Annotated in this window: 11 protein-coding genes, 1 tRNA gene and 1 pseudogene; 1 reads left to right on the forward strand and 12 read right to left on the reverse strand. The window is 62.0% G+C overall.

Annotated elements, in window-relative coordinates; all coding sequences use genetic code 11:
- Window positions 1-163: 163 nt before the first annotated feature.
- From AC629_RS25535 to AC629_RS25555, 4 genes are all read right to left on the reverse strand, one after another.
- Window positions 164-1,123: an AP2 domain-containing protein gene (locus AC629_RS25535; RefSeq protein ID WP_143199432.1), complete on the reverse strand. Its 960-nt coding sequence runs from the start codon at window positions 1,121-1,123 to the stop codon at window positions 164-166.
- A 306-nt stretch (window positions 1,124-1,429) separates the two neighbouring features.
- On the reverse strand, window positions 1,430-1,786 hold the full coding sequence (locus tag AC629_RS25545; RefSeq protein WP_084807694.1) for a hypothetical protein: 357 nt from the start codon (window positions 1,784-1,786) through the stop codon (window positions 1,430-1,432).
- Window positions 1,767-2,225 (reverse strand): hypothetical protein, encoded by a 459-nt coding sequence (locus AC629_RS25550; protein WP_143199433.1) that lies wholly within the window; start codon window positions 2,223-2,225, stop codon window positions 1,767-1,769. Before AC629_RS25550 ends, AC629_RS25545 begins: the two co-directional genes overlap by 20 nt.
- A 171-nt stretch (window positions 2,226-2,396) precedes the next feature.
- A complete protein-coding gene (locus AC629_RS25555; protein WP_143199434.1) occupies window positions 2,397-3,101 on the reverse strand; it encodes a hypothetical protein in 705 nt (234 codons plus the stop codon).
- 669 nt (window positions 3,102-3,770) lie between these two features.
- Here AC629_RS25555 and AC629_RS45620 point away from each other — a divergent pair.
- Window positions 3,771-4,859, forward strand: coding sequence for a hypothetical protein (locus AC629_RS45620; RefSeq protein ID WP_143199435.1), 1,089 nt, complete (start codon window positions 3,771-3,773; stop codon window positions 4,857-4,859).
- A 419-nt stretch (window positions 4,860-5,278) separates the two neighbouring features.
- Here AC629_RS45620 and AC629_RS25560 read toward each other — a convergent pair whose 3' ends face one another.
- The 8 genes and pseudogenes from AC629_RS25560 to AC629_RS48975 form a co-directional block, all read right to left on the reverse strand.
- Window positions 5,279-6,250: a hypothetical protein gene (locus AC629_RS25560; protein ID WP_084807697.1), complete on the reverse strand. Its 972-nt coding sequence runs from the start codon at window positions 6,248-6,250 to the stop codon at window positions 5,279-5,281.
- A 4-nt stretch (window positions 6,251-6,254) separates the two neighbouring features.
- Window positions 6,255-6,602: a helix-turn-helix domain-containing protein gene (locus tag AC629_RS25565; protein ID WP_084807702.1), complete on the reverse strand. Its 348-nt coding sequence runs from the start codon at window positions 6,600-6,602 to the stop codon at window positions 6,255-6,257.
- An 860-nt stretch (window positions 6,603-7,462) separates the two neighbouring features.
- A tRNA-Ser gene (locus tag AC629_RS25570) sits at window positions 7,463-7,552 on the reverse strand.
- 571 nt (window positions 7,553-8,123) lie between these two features.
- Window positions 8,124-8,447: a hypothetical protein gene (locus AC629_RS25575; RefSeq protein ID WP_084807698.1), complete on the reverse strand. Its 324-nt coding sequence runs from the start codon at window positions 8,445-8,447 to the stop codon at window positions 8,124-8,126.
- Between the two features lie 70 nt (window positions 8,448-8,517).
- Window positions 8,518-10,368, reverse strand: a complete 1,851-nt coding sequence (gene ilvD, locus AC629_RS25580) for a dihydroxy-acid dehydratase (RefSeq protein ID WP_084807699.1) — start codon at window positions 10,366-10,368, stop codon at window positions 8,518-8,520.
- A 161-nt stretch (window positions 10,369-10,529) separates the two neighbouring features.
- Window positions 10,530-11,390, reverse strand: coding sequence for an ABC transporter permease (locus AC629_RS25585; RefSeq protein ID WP_084807700.1), 861 nt, complete (start codon window positions 11,388-11,390; stop codon window positions 10,530-10,532).
- Between the two features lie 13 nt (window positions 11,391-11,403).
- Entirely contained in the window at window positions 11,404-12,333 is a 930-nt protein-coding gene (locus AC629_RS25590; RefSeq protein ID WP_084807701.1) for an ABC transporter permease, read from the reverse strand.
- Window positions 12,333-12,481: pseudogene (locus tag AC629_RS48975) on the reverse strand (peptide ABC transporter ATP-binding protein); the annotation flags it as partial. The gene AC629_RS25590 and the pseudogene AC629_RS48975, both read right to left, overlap by 1 nt.

Consider the following 12,481-nt stretch of genomic DNA (forward strand, 5'->3'; position numbering starts at 1 on the left):
AGCACGTGGCTTCAACTTAGACGACGAACTGAAGAATGTAATTCTAGCCGTGTCTCGATCATTCGCGTTTTTACACAGCCAGGGTCATTCGCGACCGGGTCGAGCGAGTAGTAAGTCCGGGCAAGTTCGCTAATGCCGCCGAAAGCGGAAGTACCCCCGCGGCTCAGATCCGACAGTGCCCGGCCCCAATCGCTGCTGCAGTAAACGCCGGCTGGCGCGATTGTTGGCGGCGCCGGCCGGAGCGACGGGCACGTAGAAGACGGCGATTTTCAAAATAGGTTTTAGGTTGGGCGCGGGCCTGTTCGATCGCCCGCGCGGCATCAGCGGGATCATCGAACAGGCCAACGTAATGGCGCTTCGATCCGCTGGTGACATAGGCGACCCACTTATTGCGGCCCCAATTCCAAGAAACGCCCTCGTATCCGGACGTGTTGTTCTTGCGGGCGCTATCGGACTTGCTGCTTTTGCGCGCCCTGTTCGGCAGCCGTGGTACTGGTGACGCCTTCGCCTGCAGCGGTCGCTGTCGCCCGGTGTATTCGAGGAATCGAAGCGCCAATTGCTGGAAGGGGCGCGGCGCGTTCGGCGCGTCTATCATCGACTCCGGCTGGGCATGATCAGCCGTCGGCGCAGCGGTGCAGCTCTTGGTACTCGGGCGGGCGCTCGTGCCACGATGGCCGCCGGGCGCTGTGACTGCCTCGGCGCCGGTCACGGAATGTGCCTCGGTGGCTGCCATGCCGGTGGCGTCGGCGAGCGCTGCGGCGAACTGGGCGAGCGCGGTTGCGAGCTGCGCAAGATCGGCGGTGAGCAGCGCGAGGATCGGCGGCGGCACGTGGGGGTGCGCTGGCGCCGGGTTCGCTGGCGGATTCACGGAAGGCTGCGCGGCGGAAGCCAGGTCGGGCGCCTGCTGCGCGGCGTTCGATGCTAGCGGCTTGTCGACGCGCGGGCGCTTTGATCGTTCGGACTTGCACGTCCGACACTGCCGCTTGAAACGGCCCGGCTTCGTCGACTTCGCGAGCTTGGTGTTCCCGGGCGTGTACTCGTGCCCCCTGGGGCAGTGGGTCTTGCTTGATTGGAAGGCGTTTCCGGTGATCACGCTGCGTTTTCTCCGGCTTGGCGGATCCACCGTCCGCCACATCTGAGGTCCAGGCTGCTGAAATTGATCAACAATCCTGTCGTAGACGCTCCTATGCCCTATCGGCGGCCCTAGCACCGAGTGGCCCGCCATAGTCGGTGCCGCACTTCGCGAAGGCCAGGGCGAGAACTTCCTCTGGGCTGCTTACTGCTGTCGGTGGTCTGTAAATGTCGGCGGCGATCGGCCGGCCAGGATCGTTGAAAGCGTGGAGCGGGCGGTGGCGCGGCTCGCCCTCCCCCTGCTTTTTCCGGTTATGCGGCGCTCGATTGCGCTGCCGCTTTTTCGACTGTTCCTCGCTCATTGGCTGCCCCGCGACTCCTCCGGGGGCACGTCGCTGTAGTGCGGCGCGATAGTGCTCCACCATTCCTCGAAAGTCTCGAACTCCGCCAGCTCATCACCTCGCGGTAGACCGCCTACGGTCAAGGCCATCTCGCCGGCGGCATAGGCAGCGGCAGCGGCCCGCCTGGCGAATGCCTCCAGATCCTCGTCCGGTTCGCGCTTCCACCTCAGCGTGCCCGCGTAGGCCCAATTGATCGGCCCTGGAAGTCCACCTTCAACGAACAAAGTCCGAAAGACTTTGTCGGTCGGGCGGCGCTTCGCGTTAAGCAAGCGTTCGATCTTCGCGAGAAGAGCTTTAATCCGTGCCGTCGTCATCGATTCCAATCCTCTGTTTGATTTTCACGAGCTGCGTCTCGATCTCGACAGTCTCGATCGCGCGGCGCGAGAGTTCGACGATGGCAGCGACTTCGGCTGCCTCAGTCGGCGTGAGCTGGCCGGCAGCCATGGCCGCGGTGATGGCCGACTGCGCACCAACGACGTCGGCTGCGGTCTTGAGTGCCGGCAGCGCAAACTGCACCTGCCGTCCCTTGCGCTCGCTCCAGCCCCATTGCGTTTTGCTGTGCCAGATGAACGCGGTCATGTTGCCGCGCCGAAGTTGCTTGACGAACCCGGCCATGGCGATGCCGTCCAATTCGATCTTGGCGGTCCTGATCTCCCGCGCAAACACTCGGGCGAAGGTCTGCAGGCTGATCGGCTGGTCCGTCACCGGATTGATCAAGACCTCGCACAGTTCGGCGTGTGTGTAGGATCGCATCGCCAGATTCATCCTCACCAGATCGCGCATCGCCTTCGTCGGGACAAACTCCCTGGGACGCCCTGCACCAGCTCGCCGGCCGCCTTTCCCCTTTTGTTTGGAAACTTCCATAATCAACTACGTGCACCGCAGGCCTCCGCGCAGTGCACGCGGGGGCCGGCGAGCTTTTCCTCACTGCGCGTAGCGGGTGCCAATGTACTGGACGTGCCGGACCGGGCGCGAGAGCTGCTTGAAGATCGTGCCGTTACCGACGAAGCGCTTCATCACGTGACCGCTCGGCATCGTCTCCGTAATCATTCGGTGCTCGAACGGCTTTAGATCTGGCGGGTTGAGACCATACGCAACCGCGTCGGCGCGGATCTCATCGCACACCGAGTTGAGCGTTGAGCTATCCCGCGCGATCGCCGCAAGCTCGGTCTTTCTCCATTTTTTGGAATGCTGCTGCAGTCCGCGGTGGAGCCTGACCTGATAGTCGAGGATGCTTTCGCTGACCATCGGGGGCGAGGCACGCTCGCCGAGCGCGGTGTAGGCGACATCGGCCTTGGCCTGCAGATCGGCAAACGCATTGCGGGTTGCCAGGGTCTGAGGGACCGGCATCCGGTTCCGCATGTCGCGCACCTGATCTTGCAGAACTTGATACTCAGTACGAGAGACGCTGTCTGCTGCGACACGCACAGCCGCCGGATCGCCAATGTATCCCGTTGGACTCCCGTCGTCGCCGCCGTCTTTCCTCTTGGCGGCGTCGGCCTTGAGCTGCTTCAGCTCGGCGTCGAGCGCATCGCATTTCGCGCTCACCTTCTGAACTTCAGCGGCTACGGTATCGCTCAAGGTGCTCGTGAGTTTTTGGATTTCGTTCAATAATTCTTCGGGCTTCACTGTGATATCTCCGATGTGGCTTTGCGTGAGTGAGTCCCTGCATAGTTTGAACTCTATCGCAGATCGCTCATGCTCGCGAATTTCGCTGTTGAAAAATGGTAACAAGCGCGCAAGTTGATCTGTCAGCACGGATGCTGCATGATCACTCGCGCTGATCAGGATATCCTCTCGCCAGCCCAACCGTTCTTCTTGCTGTCGTGCCAGCAACGGCGGAGCGGTTTTGTTATGAGACGCGACTGGCGCGGATGTACCGCCGATCGATCTCGTTGGCCCTGGCGTGAGTGGTCGCTCGCCAGGGCCAATTCACTCTGGAGGGTCGGAACGCTGACATTCCGCCAAGAGCCGCCACGACGAGAACGCCATGGCGCTGAGGCTGCTCCCAGCAAGGTCTGTTCCGGCGTTTCGGTGCATGTGTGTGACAGCGGCGGGCGGAGTACCGAAAGAAAGCTTCTGCCAAGGGCGTCCTGTCGATACTTGCAAATGTAGCGCCAAGGCCACGCGGGAGTTAGCCCTCCCACCGAACAAAAGTTCGGACCTGCCGAAACATGAAAAATTAAACTTGCGCGGACGCGGACATTTTCCTTAGCGAAGGTACTTTCTTATTTTTCCTGAGCGCGCTATAGTTGTGTGGTTTGACATTGCACCCGACCATTTTAATGGGGGCTTCCAATGTATCTCATACTTAGAACAATCGCTTTTCTCTTTGGAATTCTGATTGCTACTAACGCCAACGCTCAGCCAAGTCCCTGCGCAGATGTGCTCGTCAACAAGGTGTATGACGTAACTGATTATCGACACTCGTCATTCTATTTTATGGATCGAGCATCATCGCAATCTGAAAAACTGGATTTCGCTCATAGTGCCGGTGCGGGTTTTGACATAGATGGCGTTCCGATCAAAGCAAACGATGCTGGTAGCGCCAGTCGACAACTTGGTCGCTCCGACAGATCTACATTTATTTCAGACGAGCGTGAGCAATTTCTGCTGTACTCTGGTGCAAGCAATATCTTGAAGGCGTGGAGTGACTGCATCAGCAGCAAAGGTGATATAAGACTGCGTTTCGAGCCCGACCATCAGCAAGAAGGGCTCACAAACAAGATCATTATGCACATTTATTACTATCCGCTTTTCCAAGAACAAAGATTGCTGGACCAGCCGGAGTACAAGTTACTTCGGCGACCTTCTATTGCGGCAAAGAGCATTGAAGATTCCAATGATTGTCTTGACCCCAAGCATATATACCGCGCCGGAAAAGACTCGTGCGATGTCATCATAGAGACCAATTCCGTATGGGACACAGGCCCGGTGACTTTGCCATTTATCGATGCCAAGACCCAAGCGAAACACTCAATCACTGGATTCTTTCCTATGAGAGCGCGGGTGAAGGTAGAAACAAAAATATGGCCGGCGGGCAACTCACCGGAATATCATTTACATGCATCGGCTCAATATAGCGCCTCCGAGTCGAGCGCTCGCAACGTCCAAGTTGTACACGCCGATCCGAATTTCGTGTTTTTGTCCTCCATCGATGTGCGAAAGGGTGGAAACACTAGCAACTGCAAGATGGAAGCGCGATCGGATGGCGAAACGGCCAACCTCTATACCGCTGTAACTCGATCCGACGGCGAAGATGAGTATTGCGATGGTTATTTCAGCGGAAAGCAAGCGAGGTTCTATTGGGATCCTCCTCCGCCTCCTGCCCAAACCAACACCGACTCTTCGCCAAAGGCGACGCCAAAGACACGTCGTGGGAAGTGACCGCTGTGCGATCAAGAAATTAGCGTCAACTGCGGTGCAAGCGGCCGAAACGATCAATTCGGCCGCGTACACTCTTAGAGACGCAGGTCATTTGGTGATCGTTAGTGGGCCGGTAAGAAATCGATCTCACGGTCGGCCCGCCGGCGAATCCGTGCCATAGAGCGGGCGGACGCAGCAGAGCCCTCAGTTGTGTGCGACTGCAAGTCTTGTGGGGGGCGCGGCACCGCGAGGGACGGCGCTCTATTACTCGCGTGACCGCGTTGGCAATCATCCCCAAGCTTGACCAGCCTGACCATCGTCTTGACGACAGCTGAAGCGAGCGACCTCGAGCGGCCGCCGCGATCGATTCAGGCCACCCTAACCATCCTGCCCCAATTCATTCCCGAACATCGAGGTGGCGCGTAAAGGCGACCTGCAAGCTATGTGGCGGTCTGAATCTGTTTCGGGAAGGCGTTGAACTCCGTCACCCAGCTATAGCCATCCGGCTGCTTGTAGTTGCCAATGTGGTGCATGGACGACAAGATGAAGGTGCCTTGCTGCGCGGCCTTCTGGTTGATCAGAGACGACATGGCCTGCTGCGAATTCGTGATCAGCGTCTTCGGCATCATCACCTCGTCGCCGATCTTCAAGTCCGCACGCATCATGGTCTTGAACGCGATCGACGGCGCCTCAATCCATGTCGGCTGACCGATGAGATCGTCAAACGCGATCTGCTTTGTGCCGGATCTGGGTGGCGCCGAGTTGTCGATCACGTTGATCGTGTTGCCGGTGATGGTGATGTCGACACCGGAATAGTTCGGATCTTTGATGAGCGCCTTACTCACCTGATTGACCCACCGCGCGAAAGCCGACAGCAAGTCATAAGCACCGGTCTGAGTTTCGAGCGCGGTCAGCTTCGACGAGACGTTGGCGTTGACCGTGTAGCCCTGGAATGCTGGGCTGAGCGCGTTCTTGATCGCCTCTCCGAGGTTCTGACCCTTCATCCAGATGAACGAGATGCTTCTCGGGTTGTCGAGCGGCTTGTCATCTGCGGGGGGCGGCCCGGCCTGTATGACCAAATCGAGGCTCATATCCGTGCCCTGCCAGTTGCCGAACGCCTGATAAATCCAGCCCTGTACGAGGAGGCCCGATTGCCGCGGCTTCGCCAGCGGGAGGCCCTGCTTGAAGCCGCCGAACACCTTGATGCGCTTCCGGGTCAGGTTCTTCGATTGGCTGATCATCGAGAGCGGGATACCCCACACCTTGACGAAGGCGCCGGCATTGCCAGGACTCGCGAACGCGGCGACGGGGATGTCCAGCTCTACTTGCAGTGCACCGCGATCGTTCTGACCGCGCTCATCATGGCTGGTGAAGACGGTACCGCCGTCAATCTCGATCCGATAGTAGCGCATCGCGTCATGCCTCGCCGACAGCTTCGACGCGTCGGCGCAGAGGCCTGCCCCTCGGGCGACGCGCCGGCGCAGCGACCGTCTCGGCTTGGGCGCGAGTTGTCCCAGTGCTGGAATCGCTGGAAGAAGCGAGCGGAAAAGTTTCCAACCAAACGCGCAGGTCGTCCCTTAGAATCAAGGTTTTTACGCCAAGCTTACGCGCGCGCAGGGCCCCGCTATGAATTGCAGCGCTCAGATTGCTGCGACCGACCCTCGCAACCTGACACGCTTCAGCGATCGTGAACGCTAGCGGCGCCAGGTGGTGCGGTTCTAAGGCCGCAATCTGACGCGATACGGAAGGATTCTGTTGGTCCATAGTGCGCTGCCTCTCCCCCGGCAAAAACCGGTTGGTTGATCGGTGGGCACGCCCCCTCTGTGAAAAAGGGGCGCGGGCAACTCTTCCTGTGGACGCATGCAAGCAACCATAAAGTCGTCGCGCGCGATAGTCTGGTAACAAGCAAAATCTTGTTGGCGATTGTCTGAGGAAGTTCCGAAGATGGCTCGCGGGGTCTCGACAAGTCAGGCGAGAGCGTGCAGAAAAAAAAATCGACCCCAGCGAAGCCTGCAAGCAACGCTGGGGTCTATGACCCGATGAAACCTTTGTCTTGGCGGACGAGAGGATCGGATCACGTTACGCGCAACATACACGCTGCGCCGGTGATCTCAACTCCCTCTCCAAGGACAGATCTTCTCATCGGTTCGTACGACGCGGCGCGCAGTTCATGCGCACACCGATCCGACTGCGCGCGTCGATACCCGGCCGATGGATGGGAGTGCGGTCACAGGCCAAATGGGGGCGGGCGAACGGATCACCCCCGACCGACGAGCTGATGCTCGAAAAAAGGATCTGCCGAACGGCGCCGATCAGCGGCGTGCGAGGGTCCGCATGTGGCGTTTGTAACGCCCCCGGTCTGCCGTTGACGTGTGTTGCGTCAGGGGTGGACTTGGAGCCGCCGTCTTCGCTTCGCGAAGAGGGATATGGATTCTCTATCCGTTTAAGGCGGTCTTTCAGTAAGGAAAGAATCAGATGGGAGTTTGTGGCACTAGGGAGTGGCGCGCACACTGAAAGAGTCATCGCCCGCCCCGGCGCAAACCGACGAGCTGGGGCAGCCGCTAGGACAGCGCGACGCTGCAAACAGAAATATCTATACAATTCAATTAGATGGCGGGATTTTCTGGCGGAAGGGGTGGGATTCGAACCCACGGTACCCTTGCGGGCACGCCGGTTTTCAAGACCGGTGCCTTAAACCACTCGGCCACCCTTCCTTCGCAGATAGATCCGGCACTTAGCCGAGGTAGCCTCCGAACGCAACGCCTAGAGGACGCGATCGACGACTTCTTGTCCGAGCGGGAAAAGCCGAAAGGCTGAGCGCCCGAGCCGGTCTGTCTGCGACACAACACCGCGCTGTCTGTCAGTCTCGAGTCAGCTTCTCCCACTAGCGTTTGAAAACAAGAAACGAGTGCGCTGGGCTCTTGCGCCGCTGGCCTGAACTCTAGCCCCGGGAGCAGGTCAGCGGCAGCAACATTGAGCGCGCCGGAGCGCAGCCAGCAACGCAAGCCGGCGGCAAGCCGAAGTTGGCGCCCTCACCAAAACTCTTCCGCCGGGCGCCATCTGTCAGGCGAGTGTCAGCCTGTTCCTCTACCTTACGCCACAGTCGGCCACCGGCACACGCCCGGCCCCTCAGCAATCCCGGACACTGGCGACATCTCCCAGGACGTCGCTGGTTGCGAGGCCCGGTTGGATTCGCCTCCATTTCCGGGCCTCGTTTGCTGCCGCGAAAAGAAAACGCGGCGCACATGAGGAGCGCCGCGTTGAATTCTCCGTAAGTGCGTTATCTCAGTAGCCGCAGGACGCGCAGCCCATCGCCACTGGGGCGTAGTAGGAATAGCCGGGCGAAACCATCTCGACGCGTTGGCGCGTAGCATATTGCGGCGGAATGCGTTCGTACTGGACGCTCGGCGGCGCCACCATCACGGTTTGCGGCACCATCACGGTGCGGTACTGCGCGGGCGTGCGGTGCGCGACGACGGAGCCCGGCGACACCATCACGGTCTCGTCGACGGTGCGGTACTGCGGCGCGACGTATTGCTGCTGATAGCACGTCGTGCACGGCGGCGGCGCGTAGCAATTGTAGCAGCCGGCAGAGGCTGCATCCTTAATGCGAACGGCCGGCTTTCGCCGGCCGTTCAGAACCCGTTGACCATGCGCGCGAGGCGCGAACGGTGTAGCGCTAGTTCGAGCGCCGTTTCACTTCACGCACGGCGCCGCGCGCAGCGCTGGTGGTGAGCGCGGCGTAAGCCTGAAGCGCGGTCGAGACGTTGCGCTTGCGGCTCGTCGGCTGCCAGGCGGCATCGCCCTTCGCCTCTTCCGCTGCGCGGCGCTTCGCAAGCTCCTCGTCCGAGACCTCGAGGCTGATGCTGCGGTTCGGGATGTCGATGGCGATGCGGTCGCCGGTCCGCACCAGACCGATGTTACCGCCTTCAGCCGCTTCCGGAGACAGATGTCCGATCGACAAGCCCGATGAGCCGCCCGAGAAGCGTCCATCGGTAACGAGGGCGCAGGCTTTGCCGAGGCCCATCGATTTCAGGTAGCTCGTCGGATACAGCATCTCCTGCATGCCGGGGCCGCCGCGCGGGCCTTCGTAAATGATGACCACGATCTCGCCCGCGACGACCTTGCCGCCCAAAATGCCTTCGACGGCAGCGTCCTGGCTTTCGAACACGCGCGCGGGACCGGAGAACTTCAGGATCGAGGCGTCGACGCCCGCGGTCTTCACGATGCAGCCGTCCTGCGCGAGGTTACCGTAGAGCACGGCGAGGCCGCCGTCCTTGCTGAAGGCGTGCTCGATATCGCGCACGACACCTTTCTCTCGGTCGGCATCGAGCTCGTCGTAGCGGCGCTCCTGGCTGAAGGCGACTTGCGTCGGGATGCCGCCGGGCGAGGCGCGATAGAAGGTGCGCACCGCTTCGCTCTTCGAGCGCTTGATGTCCCAGCGCTCGAGCGCGTCGTTCATGGTCGGCGCATGCACAGTCGAGACCGAGGTGTCGATCAGGCCGGCGCGGTCGAGCTCGCCCAGAATGCCCAGGATGCCGCCGGCACGGTGCACGTCTTCGACATGCACGTCGGCCACCGAAGGCGCGACCTTGCAGAGCACAGGCACGCGGCGCGACAGGCGGTCGATGTCGCGCATGGTGAACTCGACTTGCCCTTCATGGGCGGCGGCGAGCAGATGCAGCACGGTATTGGTCGAGCCACCCATCGCGATGTCGAGCGTCATCGCGTTCTCGAACGCCTTGAAGTTCGCGATGTTGCGCGGCAGCACGGACGCATCGTCCTGCTCGTAATAACGGCGGACGATGTCGACGATGGTGTGGCCGGCCTCGACGAACAGGCGCTTGCGATCGGCGTGGGTGGCGACCACGGTGCCGTTGCCGGGCAGCGCCAGGCCCAGCGCCTCGGTCAGGCAGTTCATCGAGTTGGCGGTGAACATGCCCGAGCAGGAGCCGCAGGTCGGACACGCAGAACGCTCGATCGCCTTGACGTCCTCATCGCTGACCTTGGAGTCGGCGGCGGCGACCATGGCGTCGATGAGGTCGACGGCCTTGGTCTTGCCCTGGAGCTTGACCTTGCCGGCCTCCATCGGGCCGCCCGAGACGAACACCGTGGGGATGTTGAGCCGCAGCGCGGCCATCAGCATGCCGGGCGTGATCTTGTCGCAGTTGGAGATGCAGACGAGGCCGTCGGCGCAGTGGGCGTTGGCCATGTACTCGACGCTGTCGGCGATCAGTTCGCGCGACGGCAGGCTGTAGAGCATGCCGTCATGGCCCATCGCGATGCCGTCGTCGACTGCGATGGTGTTGAATTCCTTGGCGACGCCGCCGGCCTGCTCGATCTCGCGGGCAACGAGCTGGCCGAGGTCCTTCAGGTGGACGTGGCCGGGCACGAACTGGGTGAACGAGTTGACGACCGCGATGATCGGCTTGCCGAAATCGCCATCCTTCATGCCCGTCGCGCGCCAGAGGCCGCGGGCGCCCGCCATGTTACGGCCGTGGGTGGTGGTGCGGGAGCGATAGGCTGGCATGGCGATTTCCGTCCTCGGTTTGCATTGGCCGGGCGGGAAAATATGGAAGCCGCCTCAGGCCTTTCCGGCCGGATAGCGCACGGGCTGGGCGCGCGCAACGGGAACTTGCCCGAAAAGGCCTGGATCGGCCTCGCGCAGGCCTCCCCTGCTCCCGACGCGGCCTATTGCAGGGTCGGATCGAGCCGGTCGCGCAGCCAGTCGCCGATCACGGAGACCGCCAGCGTGGTCACCACGATCGTGGTGGCCGGCGCCAGCATGATCCAGGGCGCGCGGGTCAGATATTCGCGGCCATAGCCAACCATGTTGCCGAGGCTGGTCATAGGCGGCTGTACGCCGAGCCCGAGAAAGGACAGGCCTGATTCCATCAGGATCACCTCGGGGAAAACCAGCGTGGTCGAGACGATCAGGGTCGAGGCAATGTTGGGCAGGATATGCCGCAAGTAGATCCGCGACGGCGTCGCGCCGAGCTGGCGGACCGCGGCCGCATAGCCTTGCGCATTGGCGGAGATGGCCAGCCCCCGCGCGATGCGGGCATAGCGCTCCCAGCCGAACAGCCCCATTAGGCCAATGAGCAGCGGCAGCGAATTGCCGAAGAAGGCGAGCACCGCAAGCGCCATGATCAGGAAGGGCATGCTGGCCTGGAAGTCGGTCAGCATCAGGACGAGCTGCTCGATGGCCCCACGAAAATGCGCGGCCAGGAAGCCGAGCGTGGTGCCGACGACGGCCGAGATCGCTGTGGCGCCGAAGGCGATCAGTAGCGAAATGCGGATCGAGACGAGGAGCCGCGACAGCACGTCGCGGCCGAGCTCGTCGGTGCCGAGCCAGTGCGAGACACTACCGGGCGCCGCAAGCCGATTGCGCAGGTCGAGCTGGGTGAAGCCGTAGGGCGCGATCTTCTCGGCCAAGGCCGCGATCACCAGCATGGCAACGATCCATGTGATCGCGAGCGCGACCGAGACCGGAATCGCCGGCAGGCTGATACGGCGGCGGACGGCCGTGTCCTTCAGCGTCGCGTCGGTCATGCGTGGGCCCCCTTCATGCGTGCGCCCCTTTGGCGCGCAGGCGCGGATCGAGGAAGCCGTAGAGGAAGTCGACGATCAGGTTTGACGTGACCATCGTCAGCGCGACCAGCAAGAGAATGCATTGCACGACCGCGAGATCGCGGTTGGCGACAGCAACGACGAGCAGGCGCCCTACTCCCGGCCAGGCGAATACGCTCTCGACCACGACTGCGCCCGCAATCAACGTGCCCACCATGAAGCCCAAAATGGTGACAGTGGGGATCGCTGCATTCGGAAGCGCATGCGATGTCACCACCTTGCGCCACGGCACGCCCTTGGTCGAGGCGGTGCGGATATAAGGCTGACCCAGCACCTCCAGCATGGCGCTGCGGGTGAAGCGCGCCAGCACGGCGGCTCCCCCGAGGCCGAGCGTCGCAATGGGAAGGATCGCGTGCCGCCAGCTCTCCTGTCCGCCGGACGGCAGCCAGCCGAGCTGCACGGCGAAGACGAGCACCAGCAGCAGCGCGAGCACAAAACTTGGCACGGTGAAGCCGGCGACCGCCGTCATCATCACGGCGCGGTCGATCGCCGATCCCCGGTGCAGCGCGGCGTAGATCCCGGCGGGAATGCCCAGCGCCACCTTGAATGCGAAGGCCGGTAGCGTCAGCGCCAGCGTCGCCGGGATACGCTCCAGCACGAGCTCGATCGCGGGCCGCCCGTCGCGCATGGAGCGTCCGAGCTCGCCCTTGGCGATGGCGCTGAAATAGTCGAGATACTGGAACCAGATGGGATCATCGAGGCCCCAGGCCTTGCGGAAGGCTGCAATGACCTCCGGCGGCGCCTCCGGTCCCAAAATCATCAGCGCGGGGTCGCCTGACAGCCGCAGCACGACGAAGGCAAAGGTAACGACGAGGACGATTGTCAGCGCCGCGCGTCCGATCCGAATGGCGAAATAGCGTCCCATCACGCTGCGTCCCGCGTCTCGGCCTGCGGCCCGGTCACGAGATGGCAGGCGACCTGTCGGTCGCCGCCGACGGCAGACAGAGCCGGCACCACGCTCGCGCAGCGCGCGATGGCGCGTGGGCAGCGCGGATGGAAGGCACAGCCTCTCG

It is taken from the genome of Bradyrhizobium sp. NAS80.1, from assembly GCF_001908205.1.
In the GTDB taxonomy this organism is placed as follows: Bacteria; Pseudomonadota; Alphaproteobacteria; order Rhizobiales; family Xanthobacteraceae; genus Bradyrhizobium.